At 60.6% G+C, this 20,708-nt stretch carries 16 protein-coding genes; 8 read left to right on the top strand and 8 right to left on the bottom strand.

All coding sequences use genetic code 11. From position 1 onward, the window contains the following. Positions 1-39: 39 nt before the first annotated feature. The 4 genes from ADJ70_RS05585 to ADJ70_RS05570 all read right to left on the bottom strand — a co-directional run bounded on the left by ADJ70_RS05585 (position 40) and on the right by ADJ70_RS05570 (position 5,173). Positions 40-1,164 (bottom strand): aminotransferase, encoded by a 1,125-nt coding sequence (locus tag ADJ70_RS05585; RefSeq protein ID WP_050344245.1) that lies wholly within the window; start codon positions 1,162-1,164, stop codon positions 40-42. Between the two features lie 77 nt (positions 1,165-1,241). After that, positions 1,242-2,723 (bottom strand): amino acid permease, encoded by a 1,482-nt coding sequence (locus tag ADJ70_RS05580; RefSeq protein ID WP_050344241.1) that lies wholly within the window; start codon positions 2,721-2,723, stop codon positions 1,242-1,244. Positions 2,724-2,829: 106 nt separating this feature from the next. After that, entirely contained in the window at positions 2,830-3,825 is a 996-nt protein-coding gene (gene argF / locus ADJ70_RS05575; protein WP_050344239.1) for an ornithine carbamoyltransferase, read from the bottom strand. Positions 3,826-3,922: 97 nt separating this feature from the next. Further along, entirely contained in the window at positions 3,923-5,173 is a 1,251-nt protein-coding gene (locus ADJ70_RS05570) for an arginine deiminase (protein ID WP_050344237.1), read from the bottom strand. Between the two features lie 451 nt (positions 5,174-5,624). Between ADJ70_RS05570 and ppk1 the strand changes: the two genes are divergently transcribed. The 6 genes from ppk1 (at position 5,625) to ADJ70_RS05540 (ending at position 13,468) form a co-directional block, all read left to right on the top strand. Then, entirely contained in the window at positions 5,625-8,225 is a 2,601-nt protein-coding gene (ppk1, locus tag ADJ70_RS05565; RefSeq protein WP_083443839.1) for a polyphosphate kinase 1, read from the top strand. Between the two features lie 50 nt (positions 8,226-8,275). Continuing rightward, a complete protein-coding gene (gene rlmD, locus ADJ70_RS05560; protein WP_050344799.1) occupies positions 8,276-9,574 on the top strand; it encodes a 23S rRNA (uracil(1939)-C(5))-methyltransferase RlmD in 1,299 nt (432 codons plus the stop codon). A gap of 189 nt (positions 9,575-9,763) precedes the next feature. Next, positions 9,764-10,021, top strand: coding sequence for a SemiSWEET family transporter (locus ADJ70_RS05555; protein WP_050344235.1), 258 nt, complete (start codon positions 9,764-9,766; stop codon positions 10,019-10,021). A gap of 1,545 nt (positions 10,022-11,566) precedes the next feature. Further along, complete coding sequence (locus ADJ70_RS05550) at positions 11,567-11,752, top strand: ferredoxin (RefSeq protein WP_050344233.1); 186 nt, start codon at positions 11,567-11,569, stop codon at positions 11,750-11,752. 89 nt (positions 11,753-11,841) lie between these two features. After that, positions 11,842-12,507, top strand: coding sequence for a nucleoside triphosphate pyrophosphatase (locus ADJ70_RS05545; protein ID WP_253273243.1), 666 nt, complete (start codon positions 11,842-11,844; stop codon positions 12,505-12,507). Beyond that, positions 12,500-13,468: a P1 family peptidase gene (locus ADJ70_RS05540; protein ID WP_050344230.1), complete on the top strand. Its 969-nt coding sequence runs from the start codon at positions 12,500-12,502 to the stop codon at positions 13,466-13,468. Before ADJ70_RS05545 ends, ADJ70_RS05540 begins: the two co-directional genes overlap by 8 nt. 45 nt (positions 13,469-13,513) lie before the next feature. Here the strand turns inward: ADJ70_RS05540 and ADJ70_RS05535 are convergent, their stop codons facing one another. From ADJ70_RS05535 to glf, 3 genes are all read right to left on the bottom strand, one after another. Then, on the bottom strand, positions 13,514-14,716 hold the full coding sequence (locus ADJ70_RS05535; RefSeq protein WP_050344228.1) for an IS630 family transposase: 1,203 nt from the start codon (positions 14,714-14,716) through the stop codon (positions 13,514-13,516). An 82-nt stretch (positions 14,717-14,798) separates the two neighbouring features. Continuing rightward, positions 14,799-15,833 (bottom strand): glycosyltransferase family A protein, encoded by a 1,035-nt coding sequence (locus tag ADJ70_RS05530; RefSeq protein WP_050344226.1) that lies wholly within the window; start codon positions 15,831-15,833, stop codon positions 14,799-14,801. A 32-nt stretch (positions 15,834-15,865) separates the two neighbouring features. Further along, the gene (gene glf, locus ADJ70_RS05525; RefSeq protein WP_050344224.1) at positions 15,866-17,065 is read right to left on the bottom strand and encodes a UDP-galactopyranose mutase; all 1,200 of its coding nucleotides are present in this window, start codon (positions 17,063-17,065) and stop codon (positions 15,866-15,868) included. Positions 17,066-17,309: 244 nt separating this feature from the next. Between glf and pta the strand changes: the two genes are divergently transcribed. Together pta and ADJ70_RS05515 are read left to right on the top strand one after the other, a co-directional pair. Further along, positions 17,310-18,296, top strand: coding sequence for a phosphate acetyltransferase (gene pta / locus ADJ70_RS05520; RefSeq protein ID WP_050344222.1), 987 nt, complete (start codon positions 17,310-17,312; stop codon positions 18,294-18,296). Positions 18,297-18,434: 138 nt separating this feature from the next. Then, positions 18,435-18,896, top strand: a complete 462-nt coding sequence (locus tag ADJ70_RS05515) for an RpiB/LacA/LacB family sugar-phosphate isomerase (RefSeq protein ID WP_050344220.1) — start codon at positions 18,435-18,437, stop codon at positions 18,894-18,896. Between the two features lie 160 nt (positions 18,897-19,056). On the opposite strand, the gene pckA is transcribed toward ADJ70_RS05515, so the two are convergent. Next, on the bottom strand, positions 19,057-20,652 hold the full coding sequence (pckA, locus tag ADJ70_RS05510) for a phosphoenolpyruvate carboxykinase (ATP) (RefSeq protein WP_050344218.1): 1,596 nt from the start codon (positions 20,650-20,652) through the stop codon (positions 19,057-19,059). Between the last annotated feature and the right edge of the window lie 56 nt (positions 20,653-20,708).

Below are 20,708 nucleotides of genomic sequence, written 5' to 3'. Positions count from 1 at the left end.
CGTCGGTGAGCGGACGCTGAGCGGGACCATCGTCACGGCTCATCGGTCAAACTCCGCAAGCTCCTCGCCAAAAAGGGCGAGACCACGCCTCAGCACCTCGGTTTGCGCGCAGTAGCCCAGACGCGCCCCGCACGGTAGCTCAAAGCGGCTGCCCGGCACGAGCAGGACGCCCCGCCTCTCTAAGAGCCTCCTGCAGAAGGTCTCGTCCTTCTCGGGTATGTCGAGCCTGACGAAGGCCGTCGAGACGCCCTTGGGCGCCACCCATGAGACGCGGGGCTGGGCATCTATCCACCTTTGGGCCAGCTCCCTGTTGCGCAGGAGGATGTCCCTGTTGCGCGCGAGTATGGCGTCCCTGTGCCTGAGTACGTAGGTCCCGAGCGCGTCGCTGAAGACGCCACCGCAGATCATCGTGTAGTCTCGACAGACGCGGATGCGATCGGAGACCTCCCGCGGCGCGATGACCCAGCCGCAGCGGGCGCCGGGCGTCGAGTAGGTCTTCGAGACGGAGTTCGTGGCGATGCCCCTCTCGTAGACGTCAACGATGCTCTCGTACTCCGCCTCACCATCCATGGGCTGGTAGACCTCGTCACAGAGGACGTAGGCGCCCACGGACGCCGCAATCTCTGCCAGCTGGTGGAGCGTATCTGTCGAGAGGATCGTGCCAATCGGATTTGAGGCATTGTTTATGCATATGAGTCTCGTATCAGGACGAATGAGACGCTCGAGATCCTTGATGTCTGGGTTCCAGTCAAGCTCCTCCTTGATCTGCCAGTACTCGACCTCGGCGCCCAAGGCACGGGGGATCTCGTAGAGGGGGGCGTAGGTGGGCCACTCGGCGATGACGTGGTCGCCTGGGCTGACGAGGGCCATGAGGGCATTCAGGTTTGCCCCGGTGCAGCCATTGGTCTGGAGGATGTCGGCTGGGTCGATGTCTTTCCTATAGAGGCCCTTGACCTCGTGCTTGAACGCGGGAGAGCCCTCTATCCAGCCATAGTTCATGGTCTCCCTGTCAAGGAGCTCATAGAACTCTGCCCCGTCTGCCCCATCGAGAGCCCTCAGCTCGGCCATCGTGAGCGAGGCTATGGTCGACTGGGCGATGTCGGTCGTGGCGCTCCTCTCCCAGACGTTGAGCCACTCCTCGACGCCGATGGTCGGCATGTCCATGAGAATCCCTCCTTGTGGGGGGCGGGTGGGGCGTCCTTGCTTCCACCCGCCGGTCAAGTTGACGTTGCCTTGCGCCCTCAGAACACGGGAATGATGCCGACGGCCGTGAGCGGTATGGAGACAAGGCCCAAGATGGCGATCACGACGGCGATGGCCATCTCGGTTCGGGTAAGAGGGAGCTTGACCTCCCTGCGCGCCTGTGCGTAGAAGACAAAGCCGGGGATGTAGCCCAGGCAGGCCAAGAGCAGGTAGCCCCAGCCCGTGAAGAGCACACCCACGACCTGGAAGAGCAGGGCAAGGACGCCAATGGCGACCTGGGTGCCCTCGCGGCGGAGCGCCGAGAACTTAACCTGAAAGGCAGCCCCGAAGGCCCAGGTGATCACGATCGTGACCGTGCACATCGAGATGGCAAAGGTATAGGCGTCGGCCGAGAAGGTCGCGACGATGACGAACAGCTCGGTGAGGGCGCCTACGATGAGCAGGGCCATCTGCGGCGCATTGTGCTCGTTCATCTTGTTCCAGCTGGTCGGCAGCAGGTGGTGCTCGGACAGCATCGAGGATGTCTCGGCTGGAAGCATCGTGAACGAGAGCCACGACCCCGTGACCGAGATGATGATGGCCCACGAGATGAAGGTGCCTCCCCAACCGGGGGCCATGGTCTCGAGGACCGTGATCGTGGCGGGCTTGGGTGCCTGGACGAGCTCCTCGAAGCCCATGACGCCGTAGGGAAGCACGGAGGCGCAGATGTAGAGGGCAAGGAGCAGGACAAGACCCAAGATGGTGGCCGAACCGACCTCCGAGCGCCTCCTGGCACGGTTAGACATGACCGAGGCGCCCTCTATTCCGATGAAGACCCACATCATGATCAGGATGCACTGCGTGACCTGGTTGGAGACGCTGCCCAGTCCGTCACCGCCCGCAGTGGCCATGAGGACTGCGTTGCGCTCGGCCGTGCCCCAGAAGTCGGCCGTGAAGATGCCGGCCCTGAAGCTGACGATGGAGAAGGCGATGAAGAGCAGGATCGTCGCCACCTTGACGACCATGACGACGGCGTTCAGGAAGGCCGCGCTCTCGACGCCGCGGATGACCAGGAAGGTGATAGCCCAGAGTAGCGCCGAGACCACGACAACGCCGATGATGGCCGGGTTGCCACTCACGGGGTCAGAGAACACGCCCGGAAGCAGTGTTCCCAGACAGTACCTGGAGCCCAGCACCTGCGCGATCATCGTCGCGAAGCCAACGTTGCCGAGCCAGGCGGAGAGCCAGTAGCCCCAACCCGAGATGAAGCCCGCGAACGGGCCGAAGCCCTCCTCGGCATAGGCGACGATGCCGTCAAGCTCGGGCTTCTTGCCCCCTATGTTTGCAAGTGAGAGCGCGAGGAACAGAAAGCCCAGGCCGCAGACGACCCACGCCACGATCGCGGCGCCGGGGGACGCCACATTGGCGAGCTGTCCGGTGAGCGCGAAGACGCCCGAGCCGATGCAGGACGAGACCACGAGGCCTATCAGCCCAAAGAGGCCCACGCCCCTGGGATTGTCGACCTTTCCATTGGAAGACATTGACCGTACCCTTTCACGAGTGAGTTGGCGCCGGGAGGCACACGATGTCAGCATGAAAAGGGCTCCTTTGCGACGCGCGCAAAGGAGCCTAAAGAGCGCCTCGAGCCTAGCTCAAGGTCGCGTACATGACGGCCTTGATGGTGTGCATGCGGTTCTCGGCCTCGTCGAAGACCTTCGAGGCCGCAGACTCAAAGACCTCGTTGGTGACCTCCATCTCGCTGATGCCGAACTTCTCGGCAACCTCAGCCCCCTTGGTGGTGTTGGTGTCATGGAAGGAGGGCAGGCAGTGCAGGAAGATGCAGCCGGGTTGCGCCTGTGCCATGACATCTGCGGTCACGCGATAGGGCTCCATGAGTGGGATGCGCCTCTTGTAGAGCTCGTCGGGCTCGCCCATCGAGACCCAGATGTCGGTGTAGATCGCACTCGCGTCCTTGACGCCCTCGTGGACGTCCTCGGTGAGCGTGACCGTGGAGCCATGCTCAGAGGCGAGCTTCCTGCAGGTCTCGACGAGCGCGGCGTCGGGCATGTTCTCGCTCGGCCCGCAGGCCACGAAGTTCACGCCCAACTTGGCGCAGACGACCATCAGGGAGTTGCCCACGTTGTTGCCGGCGTCACCCATAAAGGTGAGTGTCCTGCCCCTGATGTTGTCGTTGAAGTTCTCCCTGAAGGTCAGGATGTCTGCGAGCATCTGCGTGGGGTGGAACTCGTTAGTCAGGCCGTTCCAGACAGGAACGCCCGCGTACTTGGCGAGCTCCTCGACCTTCGCCTGCTCGAAGCCACGGTATTCGATGCCGTCGTACATGCGGCCGAGGACGCGGGCCGTGTCAGCGATCGATTCCTTATGGCCCATCTGCGACCCGGTGGGATCGAGGTAGGTGACGCCCATGCCGAGGTCGTAGGCCCCGACCTCGAAGGAGCAACGGGTGCGCGTGGAGGTCTTCTCGAAGATGATGGCGACGTTCTTGCCCTCCAGGTAGCGATGGGGGATGCCCACGTGCTTCATGCGCTTGAAGTTGGCGGAGAGGTCGAGCAGGTACTCTATCTCCTCCGTCGAGAAGTCAAGCAGTTTGAGGAAATGACGGCCGCGGATGTTGACGCCCATATCTGGTTCCTTTCATCGTGTGTGCGAATCTGTGTGCGAATCGGTCGATGCGCCCAAGGGGTGTACCCCCTTGGGGTTTGGGGATGGTACCGTGCGATCAGAGGTCCTCGCGGGCAAAGGGCATGCTCATGCAGCGGGGGCCGCCACGTCCGCGGGAGAGCTCGGCGGAGGGCATCACGAGGAGGTCGAGACCCTCCTTGTAGAGCACGTCATTGGTCACCGAGTTGCGCTGGTAGACGCAGATCTTGCCGGGAGACACGCACAGCGTGTTGGAGCCGTCGTTCCACTGCTCCTGAGCCGCCGCGATGGGGTCTCCGCCGCCGCATTTGATGAGCCGGACCGAGTCGAGGCCCAGCGCCTTGGCGAGCACGTTCTCGAGGGTGTCGTTCATCTCCTCTATCCTGACGTCGCCGTTCGAGCCACCCTTGGTGAGCTTGAAGACCTGCAGGGTGCCCATGATGCCCGGGTGAATGGTGAACTTGTCGACATCGATCTGGGTGAAGACGGTGTCGAGGTGCATGAAGGCGCGGGACACGGGGATGTTGAAGGCATAGATCGCCTCGATCTCGCACTCGTCACCCTTGTCCCAGAACATATGCTGGGCCATCGCGTCGATGGCCGCCGCCTGGGTGCGCTGGGAGATGCCGACCGCCAAGGTGTGGGCGTCAAGGTTGAGGACATCGCCGCCCTCGGTATGGTAGGCAGAGTCGCGGCGGTACCACAGCGGGGCGCCGTTGTAGTCGGGGTGGTCGCGGAAGATGTACTTCCCGAGCAGAGTCTCGCGGTTGCGCGTGACGGAGAACATGTGGTTCAGGTTGACGCCTTTGCCCACGATCGCAAAGGGATCACGAGTGAAGTACGCGTTGGGCATGGGGTCGATCAGCAGGTCGGTCTCGGAGTCCTGGTCATAGCCGACGAGTTCGGCAAGGAGGTGGGAGGACTTGGCGGGCAGGTCGAGCTCGTTCTTGCGTATGCCGGCTATGCACTTCTCGACGAACTCCTGCGTGTCCTCGATCGAGTCCATGAACTCCTTAACGGTGGCGCGGGTGACGTGACCGCGCAGGCCCGACTCGTCGAGCCACTGATTGGTGAACTCCTCGCGCGAGCCCGCCGCATCGAGTGCCTCGGCGGTGAGCCTCTCGAGGTAGAGGACCTCAACGCCCTGCTCTCGCAGGATGTCCGCGAAGCGATCGTGCTCCGCCTGGGCGACCTCCAGAAACGGGATGTCATCAAAAAGCAGGCGGCTGAGGTCGTCCGGGGTGAGATTCAAAAGCTCCTTGCCGGGACGATGCAACAACACCTTCTTGAGGGGGCCGATCTCACTGTGGACGTAGAGTCCGTTGGCCATGGTTCCTCCTTACTTCGTACGCGCCACGGTGGCGCATTGCTGAAAAAGGCCCTGCAGATTTGACTGAGCCGTCGCTCACCCATGAGGGCCTTTTGGAAACTGAGTCTAATATATACAATATTTTTTCTTTTTTTCCGATATGGTCCCTCTTCTAGGGGAACGGTACCAAACCGGCCATAAGCGGTAGATCCTACCGCTTATGCTTTTATCATAATGATGTTTATCTGCTGATTTATAAAGCTCGTATTACTCATGTATGGTCAGTCAACGGCTGTGAATCTGATTGCACAGAGGGGCGCAATATCGTCCTTTCTTACATAATTATACTATATTAATAGTACTTTGATAACTTTAATTCTATCTAACCACCCAGTACTCTTCCCTGCCCATCCTCATCAAGCTGGTAAAATCTTGCCATGGCCAACGTTCGAGCCCGGGAGATGGCGCAGTCATGGGAAAGAAGAGAGAGCAGAAGAGGGACGACGCGACGAGTGCGACCGCCGCAGGCGGCAAGGGTCAGGACCTGAGGGCAGACGAGCCGACCACGGATGACCTCAACTCCGGTCAGGAGGAGGAGTCCTGGGGCATCGACCATAAGGACGACTACTCCTACACCCAGAATCGGGAGGTGAGCTGGCTGAGGTTTGATGATCGCGTGCTCGACGAGTCCTACGATGAGACGGTCCCGCTCTTCGAGAGACTCAAGTTCGTGTCGATATTCGGGAGCAACCTCGACGAGTGGTTCATGATACGCATCGGCGGCCTCTCAGACATCGCCCGGCTCAAGCACCAGCCCCGGGACAACAAGTCCAACGAGACGCCCGCTGAGCAGATAGACAACGTCCTCTCTATGCTTCCCGGCCTCATCCGGCGACAGGAGGCGGCGTTTGACGAAATCGAGTCACGTCTCGCGTCAAGCGGCCTCATCCGTGTCGGTGCCGAGGAGCTTACCGATGCCGACGCGGCGGCGCTCGCGCGCTACTTCGATCAGAACGTCCAGCCGATACTCTCCCCCATGATCGTGAACCCACGCCACCCCTTCCCCAACCTCAGGAACGCCCAGCTCTATGTGGTCTGCTCGCTCGAGGGCAGCGGCGAGCGGGGCCTGCTCGGCATCGTCGAGGTGCCGACGAGCCTGCCCCGGGTGATCGAGCTGCCCGGCAGCGAGAGGACCTACCGCTATATCCTGCTCGAGGACGCCATTCTCTCTAGGCTACCGGGTTGCTTTGGCAGGTTCCAGCCCGTCCTGTCCGCCGTCATCAGGGTCACGCGCAACGCCGACGTCGACCCCGATGGCGAGGGCGTCGAGGAGGAGGAGGACTACCGCCAGCACATGAAGAAGGTCCTCAAGAAACGGCTGCGCCTGCAGCCGGTGCGTCTGGAGCTCAAGGGCAAGCTCGACGGCAAGCTCGTCTCATTCATGGTTGGCGAGTTGGGCCTGCCCCAAAACAAGGTCACCCAGACCTCCATTCCCCTCGACCTTGGCTACGTCTACTCGCTCGAGGGGAAGATCCCCGCACCTGCGCGCGCAAGCCTGCTCTTCGACCCCTTTGAGCCCCAGGCGTCGCCCATGGTGGACGAGGGGGTACCCATGCGCGAGCAGGTGCTCGACCACGACATCCTGCTCTTCTATCCCTACGAGAGCATGTCTCCACTGCTCAGGCTCCTGCGCGAGGCCTCGACCGATGACAAGTGCATCTCCGTCAAGATCACGCTCTACCGCGTCGCAAAGCAGTCAAGACTCTGCGAGAGCCTCATCGCTGCCGTCGAGAACGGCAAGGAGGTCACGGTGCTGATGGAGCTGCGCGCCCGCTTCGATGAGGCGAACAACATCGCTTGGGCCGATCGCCTCGATCATGCTGGCTGCACCGTCATCTATGGGTCCGAGGGCTTTAAGTGCCACTCCAAGATCTGTCAGATCACCTACCATGACAAGAGCGGCATCAACCGCATCACCTGTCTGGGCACGGGAAACTTCAATGAGAAGACCGCACGCCTCTACTCCGACTTCATGCTCCTTACGGCCGACAGTGTCATCGCGGAGGATGGCAACACCTTCTTTCGCAACCTCTCGCTCGGAAACCTGAGCGGGACCTACAAGCAACTCGGTGTAGCACCCTCCGGTCTGAAGCCCCTCGTCATGAACGGCCTCGACCGCGAGATAGAGCGGGCGCGGCGCGGCGAGCCGGCGCAGGTCTTCATGAAGATGAACTCGCTCACCGACCGCGACGTCATCGACAAGATCTCTGACGCCTGCGAGGCCGGTGTGCGCATGCTCATGATAGTCCGTGGCATCTGCTGCATCAGGGCCAACGTCCCCGGACGCACCGACGGCCTCCTGGTACGCCAGATCGTCGGTCGCTTCCTCGAGCACGCCCGCGTCTATGCCTTTGGCGTAGACGCCGACACCGTCTACCTCTCGAGCGCCGACATGATGACGAGAAACACCGAGCGCCGTGTCGAGATAGCCTATCCCGTGCTCGATCCCACCTGTCGCTCATTCGTCGTGAGCTACATGAACCTGCAGCTCGCGGACAACGCAAAGGCGCGGCAGCTCACCGCCGAGGGTACCTGGGAGCGCCTTGAGCGCGCAGAGGGCACGCCGCGCGTCGACAGTCAAGACCTGCTGCTGGCGCTGGCCTATCGCCGATCGAGGGCAGCCCAGGGTGCCGAGGTAGAGGCACTCTCCCCCATCTCGGTCATCTATCCCACGATGTCCGCCGACCAGATACGGGCCCTCGTCTCGCTGCCGGGCATCTCGACCTATGGCATCGATGACGAGGCGGTCACAGCGGGCGGTGACGTGACGACCGATACGGACGAGGGGACGAGGGGACGTGCACCCTCGAGCGCGGCTCGTGATATCGCCACGCAGCTCGTCCTCGGGGAGACGAGGGCCTCGTCCACAGTTAGCGGGGGCACGGCGTCCCAGGGAAGCAAGGAAGGAGCAACGGCTGGCGAACCTCGGAGGAGCAAGCTGTCAAGGGGCCTGCACCTCATTGGCCTCGGCCTCAGGGAGCTCTTCTCGAAGGGCGACGAGGGGGACAGGTAGTGGGCGCTCCCAAGGATGAGAGCATCCTCCCCTGCCTGAGAATCGAGCGTATGGCATACGGGGCCGACGCCATCGCCCATGACGATGGCGGGCGCGTGGTCTTCGTGTCGGGAGGAGTCCCCGGCGACGTCGTGGACGTGCGCGTCACGCAGGAGAAGGGGCGCTTTGCCCACGGGACGGTCGAGTCCGTCGTGGAGGCGTCTCCCCTTCGCGTCGATGCCCCCCACCCCTACGTCGAGCAATGCGGTGGCTGTCCCTGGGCAAATCTGGCTTACGAGGCCCAGCTCACGGCAAAGCGCGCGAACGTCACGGATGCGCTCGTGCGTATCGGCCGTTTCCCACAGGAGCGGGCGGAGGCGCTCGTGGCCACCTGTGTGGCTTCCCCAAAGCCCTGGGGCTACCGCAACAAGATCGAGCTTGCCGTGGCGACCCAGCAAGGACGCACGACGATAGGCATGCACGATCGCCTTGGGAGGGGTATCGCCACGTTTAGGGGCTGCCCTCTGCTCGATACCCGCCATGACACATTCGCCAGGTCGATCGTGGGCGCCCTCTCGTACCTTACGGGTACGCGTGAGCTCGGCCTTGAGAGGGTCGCCATCCGCGCCTCCACGCGCACCGACGAAATCGAGGTCGCCCTCTGGACGAGACCTGGTGACTTCCCGCGCGGCCAAGTCGCCAAGGTGCTCTCTGACGCCACCAAGGGTCAGGCCACCTCCATCGTCCGCGTTCTTACGAAGGGACCTCGAGGTGCTCGCCGGGTCATCGGCGTCGAGCGTCTCCTCGGGCGCGGCTCGTGGTCCGAGCGCGTGGGCAAAGAGCGCATGCGGCTCAGTGCGCCCTCGTTCTTCCAGGTCAACACGAAGGGTGCCGAAGTGCTCGTGGACCTGGTCATGGAGGGTCTCTCCCCCACCGAGGACGAGGTCGCGATGGACCTCTACTCGGGCGTCGGGACCTTCACCCTGCCGCTCGCCCGTAGGACGTCGTGGGTGAGCGCCGTGGAGTCCTCTGGTCCGGCCGTACGCGACCTCAGGCGCAACCTAGAGGGAGCAGGGCTCGATGACGTCGATGTGATTGGGGGTGACGCCAACCGCGAGTTTCCCACAGGTGGGGCCGACATCATCGTCGTTGACCCGCCGCGGGCGGGCCTTGCCCAGGAGGTGGTGGAAAAGCTTTCAGACCAGCGCGCGCGGGCCATCGCCTATGTATCCTGCGACCCTGCCACGCTTGCTCGAGACTTCGCCCGCTTCAAGGAAGCCGGTTCCCTTTTCCCCCTCGCGATAACCCCCGTCGACCTCTTTCCCCAGACCTTCCATGTGGAGTGCGTGGCCCTGTTGGCGCGGCGATGAGGGTCCCCTTATCCTCCTTGCGTTGACCCCTTCCAATCAACATAAGCTGTGATTTGTAGCGCGTAAGTATGTCGTTATACTGGATGAGGCCATATCAGATGGCACGCATGCACGCAGTGAACGTCAGCCCATCTGATGGAGCAATAAGACGCAGGGAAAACACGAGGTTCAAGTAGAAGGGAATACACTATGACAGAGAAGCAGGTCACTACCCTCGGATGGGTGGCAACGTTTATGTCTGTTATGATGTATGTCTCCTACATCCCACAAATAATGAACAACCTGGCAGGTAATAAGGGGAACTTCATCCAGCCAGCCGTCGCGGCCGTCAACTGCACCCTCTGGGTAATATACGGCCTCTGTAAGGAGAAGCGAGACATGCCGCTGGCAGCCGCAAACATGCCGGGGATCATCTTTGGCATCATCACGGCCCTGACCTCTCTCTAAGAGGCCCTGATTAAAGGCTCCGTTGTTTACGGAGAGACCGTTCCGGGCAAGGCTCGGGATGACCCCTCTTGGGGCGCATCCCGGCACTGGGCGCTGCGCCCGCCGGCCCGAAGGTCGCCCGGACCTGCACTGCCACTCGGCCCTGAGCGTACCGATCGCACTGCCACTCGGGCCTGAACGTTCCACCACCACACGTTCACCGCCGAGTGGCAGTGTAAACTGCACTGCCACTCACCCTTGAGCGTACCGATCGCACTGCCACTCGGGCCCGAGCGTACCGCTTCGGTACGCTCGATGCCATTTGGCAGTGTAAGCTGCACTGCCACTCGGCCCCAAGCGTGCGGCCTCGTGTGGGTGGCACTGCCACTCGACCCCGAACGTACCGCCTCGTGTGGGTGGCACTGCCACTCGACCCCGAACGTACCGCCTCATGTGGGTGGCACTGCCACTCGACCCCGAACGTTTCACACCCGCACGTTCACCACCGAGTGGCAGTGTGAGACGCACTGCCACTCGCCCCTGAGCGTACCGATCACACTGCCACTCGACCCCGAGCGTACCGCTTCGGTACGCTCGATGCCATTTGGCAGTGTAAGCTACACTGCCACTCGACCCCGAGCGTGCGGCCTCGTGTGGGTGACACTGCCACTCGGGCCCGAGCGTACCGATCGCACTGCCACTCGGGCCTGAACGTTCCACTACCACACGTTCACCGCCGAGTGGCAGTGTAAGCTGCACTGCCACTCGCCCCTGAGCGTACCGATCGCACTGCCACTCGACCCCAAGCGTACCGCTTCGGTACGCTCGATGCCATTTGGCAGTGTAAGCTGCACTGCCACTCGACCCTGAGCGTACGGCCTCGTGTGGGTGGCACTGCCACTCGGGCCTGAACGTTTCACACCCACACGTTCACCGCCGAGTGGCAGTGCACGCTGTTCCGAGAATCTCCCGGCGCTCCGGTCGCACGAGCGACCGTGGGGACAAAAGAGTGTACACAGATCGGTGGAAATGGCCTCTCGTCGCCGTTTTGGGGCATTTGTGTACACTGTTGCGCCGCGAGGGTCGCGCGAGTTGCAATGCGAGTTGTGACGCGAGCAGCGTCGGGTAGCACGAGTGCCTCAACCACCATGGCGCGCCAGCGACACCTCCTCGGTAGCCGCCTCTCGCTTGGTCGGGAAGGCAGGCTCTACGCGAGTAACGGCGCCAAGTTGGTGTCTTCGCCGAAGCGTCAACCAACACAAACCCCCGAGGAGTCGAATTAATCAGCGTTTCTCGTGGCTCGTACCTGCCAGATTGGCGGGTGCGTATGGGGACTTACCAACTGAACAACCATCCGTGCGGAAGAGCCCCGCAGATTCCGGGGTCCTCATGCTGAGTCCCGCGACGCCACAAATCCGCGTGTCTGTTGGGAAGAAAAACACTATAGGAGACAATTTTTCACCTTTTGGAGCATTACTACTGGCGCTGCGGGCCAAATAAGAGTACAAAGGAAGAAGGGATGTCTTGGGTAAGGGGCTCAGGACCCCTCAAGTGAGAGGAAGTACCATGAAGGCAAGCGTAAGCGAGGAATGCATCGGCTGCGGCGTCTGCGAGAGCACGTGTCCGGAGGTCTTCGAGATCGGTGACGAGGGTATTGCGACCGTCATTGTGGACGAGGTCCCTGATGACGCAGTGGACAGCGCCCAGGAGGCTAGCGACGGCTGCCCTGTCAGCGCCATCGCACTCGACTAGCACCGGATGGCACAGAAAGGACGCAGAAGCGCACTCTTAGGAGGGGTTGATCTCACCGAGGTCTTGCTCCTCATAAGGAGAGTCGTGTCATGAGGCCGACACCGACGTTGGTGTTGGCGTCGGCCTCCCCGAGGAGAAGGGAGCTTGTCGAACGTCTGGGACTCGAGTTCGAGCTTATGCCTGCGAACATCGATGAAACCAGACATGAGGGTGAGACGCCCTGTGAGTTGGTGGCGAGACTGGCGTGCGGCAAGGTCCATGCCTGCCGCGAGGCTCTCGGCACTGTGACACAGACCGTCATTTTGGCTGCAGATACGATCGTTTGGATGGACGACGGCAGGGTGATGGGCAAGCCCACCGACCCCAGGCAGGCCCGCATGACGCTCGAGAGACTGTCGGGTCGCACCCATCACGTCTCAACAGGGGTATGCATCCTCGACCTCACGGGTAACGCAAGCGAAGGTCCGGGGGCAGAGCGGGTTTTTGTCGAGACGACCGACGTCAGCTTTCGCAGAATCACCTCAGCGGAGATAGCAGCTTACGTAAGGAGTGGGGAGCCGCTCGACAAGGCGGGTTCCTATGGCATCCAAGGCTTGGGTTGTCTCTTTGTCAAGTCCATCTGCGGGGATTACGACAACATCGTGGGTCTTCCCATCTTTCGAGTTGTACAGGAGCTCAATGGGATATGGTCGCGAGGGAAAGACGTCACCCTGACCGAAATGTTGCTCGAAGGAGGGTCTTGCAACAATGCCTGAGCTTACGGACATCAACCAGATTCCTGGCATCTTCCGAGCAAATGCACAGGATGCCAGTGCGGGCACCGGCTGTACCGTCATCATTTGCCCTAAGGGGGCAACAGGTGCTGTCGACGTGCGTGGAGGTGCCCCCGCAACGCGAGAGACGGATCTCTTGCGGCCCGAGCAGACCGTGCAGCGACTCCACGCTGTGGTCCTTTCGGGAGGCAGCGCCTATGGTCTTGCTGCTTCCTGTGGAGTTGCCGATGAGCTCGAGCGGCATGGCATAGGCCTCGATGTCGGCGTTGGGGTCGTTCCTATCGTAGGTTCGGCCTGCGTCTTCGATCTGGCCTGCGGAGACGCACGTACCCGCCCTGATGTCTCTATGGGCGCTGCGGCAGCTCGTCGTGCCCTCGACGATCACGAACCTTTTGAGACGGGCAACTTTGGCGCGGGCACGGGTTGCACCGTGGGAAAGTCCGCCGGTCTCACCCGCGCGATGAAGGGTGGACTTGGCATGGGGCTGTGCCAAAACGCGCAGTTAGTCTGCGGGGCCGTCTCTGCCGTGAACGCTGGCGGAAACGTCATTGATCCTGCGACGGGCGAGGTGGTTGCTGGTGTCCTTGATGAGCGGGGCACAACGACCCTCTCTGCCAAAGCCGCGCTCGACCTCGCCCTCGCGGCAGATCCGCTCATCCGATCCAACACGACCATCTCCTGTGTCGTGACCAATGCCAGCCTCACAAAGGCGCAGGCCACCAAGGTGGCCCAGATGGCCGCAGATGCCTATGCCCATACCATCTGCCCCACCCACACGACCAACGACGGTGACGCGATCTTTGTGATGGCGACGGGAGATGTTGAGGCAGGCGTTGACGCTGTGGGCATACTCGCCACAGCGGCCCTTGAGCATGCCATCGTGAGCGGCGTTCGTGACGCCGAGAGCGCCTATGGCTATATTGCGGCTCGCGATCTGGCTTAATCTTACGTGGATACGGTGGTCACCACCCGGTATAGCATCCAACAACTAACGTGCCTTGTCTGCCTCGTCCGAAAGGAGGGTGTCCACGACGAGCTCCTCGGTCGTCGGATCTATGTCTGACAGGTTCCACTTCCACCTGTAGGCGACCGGCTCGGCGTTCACCTCCCTGAAGTAGCGCAGGATCCTCTCCTTGAGCTCGTCCTTTCTGGACACCCGGATGCCGCGCAGCATCTGGCGGGTCATCCTCGAGAAGAGACCCTCGACCAGGTTCAGCCAGGAGCCGTGCTTGGGCGCGGACACGAACTCAAAGCGGCCCGGGACGGTGGTCAGGTAGTGCCTCGTCTCGGCGGAGGTACGCGCCGACACGTCGTCGAGCACGATCCGTATCAGGTCGCCCTTCGGGTACTTGCCGTCCAGGATCTTGAGGAACTCGACGTAGTCGGAGCTCTTGTGCGTCTCGCTCACGAGGGGGGTCGCCTCTCCGGTCAGCAGGTCGATCGAGGCGAGGAGAGAGAGCGTCTCGAGCCTCCCGTACTCGTAGTCGCGCCCGACCGTGCCCCTGCCACCCGCCTCGTGCCGCAGGTCGGGGCAGTGCTCGCGCGCGTCCTGGGTGTCCGGCTTCTTGTCGTAGGACAGCACGCGGGCCTCCTGGCCCTCCTCCCAGGGGATGAGGTTTCCGTCCTCGTCGAAGCGGAAGGGCAGCTGCTCGTGGAGCAGAAGAACGTCGCGCGTCTTGGCCTCGAGGTTGGGGTCGCGACGCTCGCAATAGTAGGTCATCTTGTGGAGCTTGAGCTGGGCATTCGCCAGGATGTTGTGGACGGTTCCGGTGGCCACCGTCGCGAGCCTCGGGTGGCCGGCGGCCTCCGCCGTCTTCCTGACGTGGGCCGTAAGCAGGTCGTTCGTCCAGAGCTTAGTGGCATAGCCCAGGTCGGCGGGCCTCTGGCACGCGAGGTCAACCACGAACGCGCGGTCGGCGTCGTCGACCTCGCGCGGCCGGCCGCTGCGGGCGTCATCCGACAGGGCGTGCTCGACGCCACCCTCGAGATACTTCGTCACGCACAGGCGCACGCTGTTGACCGCGAGCCCCACCTTCTCGGCGATGGAGACCAGCGTCTCGCCGGAGTCGCGCAGCAGCAGGATCCGGGCCCTGGTGACGGTCTGGGCCTGGGCAGTGCGCATGCGGGCCAGGCGCTCGAGCCTCTCCCTGTCCTTCTCTCCCAGCGCCACCGCCGTCTTCGACCCCGCCAAGTTGTGCCTCCCGTCCTCACCCTTCGTCAACGGGATTATACCAATACCACACATGCAGTTCAATTACTTTGTGGATATTGTACTAGTTGAACTTAAATAGCTTCTGGGCCATACGATAGATCCAGAGCGTCGTTTTCACGCCGCCCTTGCCCGGCAGATTGGTCCCGATGCCCACAAATCCCTTGCGCGCCCTGCGATACATGCGCGGATCAAATTCCTTGAGCTCTTCCCAGAGTGCGTTTAGGTTATCCATCGCATCAGGCTTGTCCGATAGCTTAGAGAAGATGGAGCACACCGCCATCATGAGTGTGAAGTATCCGACCATGTAGCTTCGGAGCTTGGGACTCTCAACATCGTCATAGAGATGATAGGCGTGCATCATGATGCGAGTAATACGCAGCTGCTGGTCAATGCGACTCACCATCACGCTTTCGTTCACAGACTGATCCTCGCGACCGATGAAGTAGCGATAGAGGTCGACATCAAGATAGTAGAGTGTCTTGCAGCGCGGAAGCGGGACGTAAGCGTAGATGTTGTCCACATAGAAGGTATGGGCTGGCATCGGCACGCCACCATCGCGCAGCACGTCCGTGCGATAGGTCAGGGCATGCATCAGAAGGTTCTGCGCAAGGTTGAAGTGGCCTATCTTGTCCCAACCCATGATCCTGTCCTTGCGCAGGGCAAAGCCATAGTCTACGGGGACTTGCTTACCATCCTCGACATGCTCGTAGACGTAGTTGGTCACCACGAGATCCACGCGAAGCTCCATGCGAACAAACTCGCGTAATTTGTCGATGAGAACCCTAAGCGCGCTGGCATCAAGCCAATCATCGGAGTCAACGACCTTGTAGTAGATGCCGTCAGCCTGCTCGAGACCCGTCATAACGGCCACACCGTGGCCACCGTTATCCTGGTGGACGACCTTTACGATGGATGGATGGCGCTCCTGCCATGCCTGTGCCTTTCCGAGGGTGTCATCCTTTGTTGATCCGTCGTCAACGATGACAACCTGGATGTCCTCCGCCTGGCCAGATCCATAGACGATCGAGCTAATACAGTGGTCCATGTAGTCGGCAGAATTATAGCAGGGTATGCCGAAGCTGATGATCTTCTGCATGTCTTTAGCGCACCTCTGTCATCATCTTTTGCCTAGTGATTGGAGATCAGCTCGTCCGAGAGCTCCAAGGCGGAGGCTACGACACCATCCATGTCATAGTAACGGTACTCTGCAAGCCTACCCACTACGTGGAAGTTAAGAAGGCCGTGAACACGCTCGCGGTAGCTCTGATAGAGCTTTTGGTTCTGGGGCTCATTGATGACGTAGTAGGGGGTCTCTCCAGAACCTGGCAGGTAGTCACGGGAGTACTCGCGCATGATGGTGGTAACTCCGGGGACGACCTGTCCCGTCATGTTCTTGAACTCAGTGATGCGGGTAAAGTTATCGCTCACGGTATAGTTCACGGTACCTACCGGCTGGAAGCGATCTTGGGGAAGCGTCTGGAATACCATGTCGAGCGTGCGGTAGGGCAAGGCACCCCTATCCATGCCAAAGAGTTCGTCGAGGGCACCCGTATAGATAACTTCGCCGCCATAGGGTCTGTCACAGATTGAGACCTGCCGCTCCCCCACCTCCATGATGTCACGGATGTCGACACCGGTAAAGACATCAATGAGGTCATGACCGAGCATACGTTCGAAAAGAGCCGTATAGCCATCCTTGGGCATGCCCTGGTGCTGTGCCTGTGGGAAGTAGCGATCGTCATCACCAACGAAGATCGGCACGCGACCTGTGACTGCAGGATCAATCTGATCTGGAGTCCTGCCCCACTGTTTCATCGTGTAATAGAGAAAGACGTTCTGGTAGACATAGTCGGCAAGCTCGGCAAGATCCGAGTCATTCCTCTCACGCAAGTCCATGATGGGGACCTTTTTGTCTTGACCGAAGGTAGACACGAGCTTCCGATAGAGCGCCTCGCCTCTCTCTTCTCCAAAGGCACGCCTGAGTGACTCGTGATTGAAGGGCACTGGCATAAGCGTGCCATGGATGTTGGCAAGCACCCGATGAGAGTAATCCGACCACTGCGTAAAGCGAGAGAGGTACTCATGAACGCGCTCATCATTCGTGTGATAGATGTGCGGGCCATAGCGATGAACCAGGATGCCAGCATCATCGAGCTGGTCGTAGGCATTGCCAGCTACATGATCACGTCTCTCGACTATGGCGACCTTATAGCCACAGGCCTCTGCAAGGCAACGAGCGCAGACCGCTCCCGCAAAGCCCGCGCCGACCACGATGGCGTCATAGGACTGGGGATTGAACCTACCGGGAAGGCCCTGGCTGATGCTCATGCTCTAGACTCCTTCGTCCAACTGCGCTTGAAGACACCATCAGGCGCAAGCAATGTAACGGGACGCCAGCTTTCGGCCAGCTTCATGCTCTCGCTTACTTCATTCATGCCGTCGCCTCGACGGACTCGCTGATTTTATCACGCGTTAGTATAATGAGAGTGGTTAGGCCTAAATACCCAGTAGATGTACACCAAAGTCTTGGGTGACGTGGCCTGAGTCTCACCACCTATCGATTGGAGTGCGCATGAGTGAATGGATCGAACGCATCAAGAACACAGCGAAATCCGACAAGAAGACCATCGTCCTTCCCGAGGGATACGATCCTCGCGTCATTGAGGCGGCCAAAAAGGTCATCGATGAGCGCATTGCCGAGATCGTGATCCTCGGCGATCCGGATAAGATCGACGTCCCCGGTGCGACCATCATAAATCCTCGGCACTCTGACAAGCACGAGGCGTACGCCAAGAGGTTCGCCGAACTCCGCGCCCGTAAGGGCGTCTCGATAGTCCAAGCGCGCGAGACGATGGACGACCGCATATACTTCGGCATGATGATGGTCAAGATGGGCGACGCTGACGGCTTGGTCTCCGGTGCCTGCCACTCGACAGCCAGCACCCTGCGTCCTGCGCTGCAGATCCTCAAGACCGCCCCGGATGCCAAGCTCGTATCTGCATTCTTCGTTATGTGCACGCCTAAGGAGGAGTACGGCGAGAAGGGCACGCTCATCTTTGCCGACGCCGGGCTCAACATAGATCCGACTGCAGAGGAGCTCGTCGAGATCGCCCACTCCACGGCACAGACCTGGAAGGGATTCATGTTCGATGAGCCCAAGGTCGCCATGCTCTCGTTCACGACGATGGGATCCGCGAAGGGAAGGGTGCCCGAGAAGGTACAGGCTGCAACTGAGCTTTCCCATCAGCGGTATCCCGAGCTCATGCTCGACGGCGACCTGCAATTGGATGCTGCCATCGTTCCCGAGGTCGCACAGAACAAGGCTCCTAACTCAACACTCGCAGGGCATGCCAACATCATGCTCTTCCCCAATCTCGAGAGCGGCAACATCGGCTACAAGCTGGTGCAGCGCTTTGGTGACGCCGAGGCGTACGGTCCTTTGGTCCAAGGCATCGCCAAGCCCGTCAACGACCTCTCGCGCGGCTGCGTCGCCGATGACATCGTGGGTGTCATTGCCATCACCGCCTGTCAGGCCCAGCAGCTTGCGGCAAAGTCATAGAGCCGACTCCCGCCCTCAGGAAATGTCTGGTATAGCTTACGTGTATCTTTAACGGAAGCTCTCTCCCGATAGACGGGTTATACAGACAGCAACACAAACATGTCAGGATGCATGGATATCGGACGATAGGAGTAGGCGATGCGTATTGCAGTGGCAAATGATCACGCAGGCTATAACCTCAAGCGTGAGATCAAGGCATGGCTCGAGGGGCAGGGGCATGAGGTACGCGACTTTGGCACGCACGACAGGGATTCCTGCGACCTCTCGGACTTCATCGTTCCCGCTACGAGGGCCGTCGCCTGCGGCGAGTGCGAACGGGGCATCTTCGTCGATGGCGTAGGATACGGTTCGGCGATGATCGCCAACAAGTTTCGGGGCATTTTTGCCTGCGTCTGTCAGGATCCGGTCTGCGCAAAGCTCGCGCGCCAGCACAACGACGCTAATGTCCTGTGCCTTGGCGGCAAACTGATAGGCTCGGTGCTCGCGATGGCAACCGTCAGAGCCTGGATGAAGACTGAACCTCTTACCGATGAGAAGTATCAGCGTCGTCGTGACAAAGTTACCCAGATTGACGCTGAACGGACCGTCCCCGTTACGTAGGTCAGTAGGTCAACACACCTTGCCTCACCGTCATTCACGCGGCAAGATCATAGACAAAACTACTCCGGACGCGCACAGTACCAAGAGTGACCTGCGCGTCCGGAGTTTGATGATCTTGGCGACGGCACCGTACCCGTCTCAAATCGCTCCAACGTGTCCGTTATGCCTCTGGGTGCGGACCAGCCTCCCGTACGGCAAAGCCCATATCGGGATACTTTTCGCTCGCATTGTCTACAAACATCTGGGCAAGCGCACGGGCAGCCTCGTCATAGGCTTCCTTGTCGACCCAGGTGTCACGAGGACTGAGCATGGAGCTGGCGACACCGTCGAGTTCGAGAGGAACGTCCACGTTAAACACGGGATCATGTTTGAAGTCCGCGTTCTCGATCAGTCCGTTGAGGGCAGCACTTACCATGTGGCGCGTTGAGGTGAGGTCTATGCGATTGCCAGTGCCGTAGGGGCCACCAGTCCAACCGGTATTGATGAGGTAGACGCGAGTTCCGGCACGGTCTATCTTCTTGCCAAACATGTCGGCATACAAAAGTGGCGACAGGGGCATAAAGGGTTCGCCAAAGAGCGTCGAGAACGTGGGCTGTGGCTCGCTGACGCCACGCTCGGTACCAGCAACCTTGCTTGTGAAGCCCGAGAGGAAGTGGTACATTGCCGCATTACGGCTAAGACGGGAGATCGGAGGCAGCACGCCGAAGGAGTCACACGTCAGAAAGATGATGACATTGGGATAGCGACCCTGACCCATGACCTGGGCGTTTGCGATGAAGTCGATGGGGTAGGCAACGCGGGTGTTCTCGGTGATCGAGCCGTCGAAGTAGTCGGGAAGACGCGTCACGTTATCGATGACCACGTTCTCGCAGATGCTGCCAAAGCGGATGGCATTGAATATCTCGGGCTCCGTGACGGCCGATATGCGAATGGCCTTGGCGTAACAGCCACCCTCAAAGTTGAAGACGCTGTTCTCGGCCCAGCCATGCTCGTCATCGCCGATAAGCATACGCTGCGGATCGGCCGAGAGCGTTGTCTTGCCCGTACCGGAAAGGCCAAAGAAGATGGCTGTCTCGCCGGTGGTCGGATCCATGTTGGCCGAGGCATGCATAGGAAGTACGTTCCCCTCGATGGGCATGAGATAGTTCATGACCGAGAAGATCGACTTCTTGATCTCGCCAGAGTAGCGGGTTCCGCAGATCAAGACCTCGCGCTCTTGGAAGTTGATGAGGACGGCCGCCTCGGAGCGGGTGCCATGTCGCTTAGGATCGAGCTTGAGTCCCGGTGCCGCGAGCACAGAGAAATCCTGGGGCTCGAAGTCGGCTATCTGGCGCTTCGAGGGTCGCACGAGGAGCTGACGCGCAAAGAGCGCCTGACTCGCACGATCGCATACGACGAGGAACTTGCGACACCAGCGTCGATCGGCACCGGCAATGGCATGGACGATGTAGATGTCGCGGGACTCGAGGTAATGGACGACAGCCTCCTTGACCTTCGCATAGTCCTCCATTGAAAAGGGCTTGTTGACGTTGCCCCAAGCGATCTTGTCATGGACGTCGGGCGTGTCGACGATGAAACGGTCCTCGGGAGAGCGCCCGGTATAGCGTCCCGTCCTGACCGCAAGAGCCCCCGTTGATGTAATGTGGCCCTCGTTGGAGTTGAGTGCCTTCTCCACCAAGACGGCTGGAGAGGCATCGACAAGGATCGCGCCCCTGCAACCGTCGAGTCCACAGGCGGCAAGCTGATCGTGTATCATATGACCCCCTTAAAGTTCATGTCTGAGCCTTACGTCCCACAAATGCTACTTACTAT

The sequence above is a fragment of the Olsenella sp. oral taxon 807 genome (assembly GCF_001189515.2).
Lineage (GTDB): Bacteria > Actinomycetota > Coriobacteriia > Coriobacteriales > Atopobiaceae > Olsenella_F.
This window is presented reverse-complemented; position numbering and strand designations above follow the sequence as displayed.

Coding starts and splice junctions, on each gene's coding strand:
- ADJ70_RS05585 (WP_050344245.1), bottom strand. CDS start 1,164: ATGGACATGCCGACCATCGGCGTCGAGGAGTGGCTCAACGTCTGGGAG.
- ADJ70_RS05580 (WP_050344241.1), bottom strand. CDS start 2,723: ATGTCTTCCAATGGAAAGGTCGACAATCCCAGGGGCGTGGGCCTCTTT.
- argF (WP_050344239.1), bottom strand. CDS start 3,825: ATGGGCGTCAACATCCGCGGCCGTCATTTCCTCAAACTGCTTGACTTC.
- ADJ70_RS05570 (WP_050344237.1), bottom strand. CDS start 5,173: ATGGCCAACGGACTCTACGTCCACAGTGAGATCGGCCCCCTCAAGAAG.
- ppk1 (WP_083443839.1), top strand. CDS start 5,625: ATGGGAAAGAAGAGAGAGCAGAAGAGGGACGACGCGACGAGTGCGACC.
- rlmD (WP_050344799.1), top strand. CDS start 8,276: ATGGCATACGGGGCCGACGCCATCGCCCATGACGATGGCGGGCGCGTG.
- ADJ70_RS05555 (WP_050344235.1), top strand. CDS start 9,764: ATGACAGAGAAGCAGGTCACTACCCTCGGATGGGTGGCAACGTTTATG.
- ADJ70_RS05550 (WP_050344233.1), top strand. CDS start 11,567: ATGAAGGCAAGCGTAAGCGAGGAATGCATCGGCTGCGGCGTCTGCGAG.
- ADJ70_RS05545 (WP_253273243.1), top strand. CDS start 11,842: ATGAGGCCGACACCGACGTTGGTGTTGGCGTCGGCCTCCCCGAGGAGA.
- ADJ70_RS05540 (WP_050344230.1), top strand. CDS start 12,500: ATGCCTGAGCTTACGGACATCAACCAGATTCCTGGCATCTTCCGAGCA.
- ADJ70_RS05530 (WP_050344226.1), bottom strand. CDS start 15,833: ATGCAGAAGATCATCAGCTTCGGCATACCCTGCTATAATTCTGCCGAC.
- glf (WP_050344224.1), bottom strand. CDS start 17,065: ATGAGCATCAGCCAGGGCCTTCCCGGTAGGTTCAATCCCCAGTCCTAT.
- pta (WP_050344222.1), top strand. CDS start 17,310: ATGAGTGAATGGATCGAACGCATCAAGAACACAGCGAAATCCGACAAG.
- ADJ70_RS05515 (WP_050344220.1), top strand. CDS start 18,435: ATGCGTATTGCAGTGGCAAATGATCACGCAGGCTATAACCTCAAGCGT.
- pckA (WP_050344218.1), bottom strand. CDS start 20,652: ATGATACACGATCAGCTTGCCGCCTGTGGACTCGACGGTTGCAGGGGC.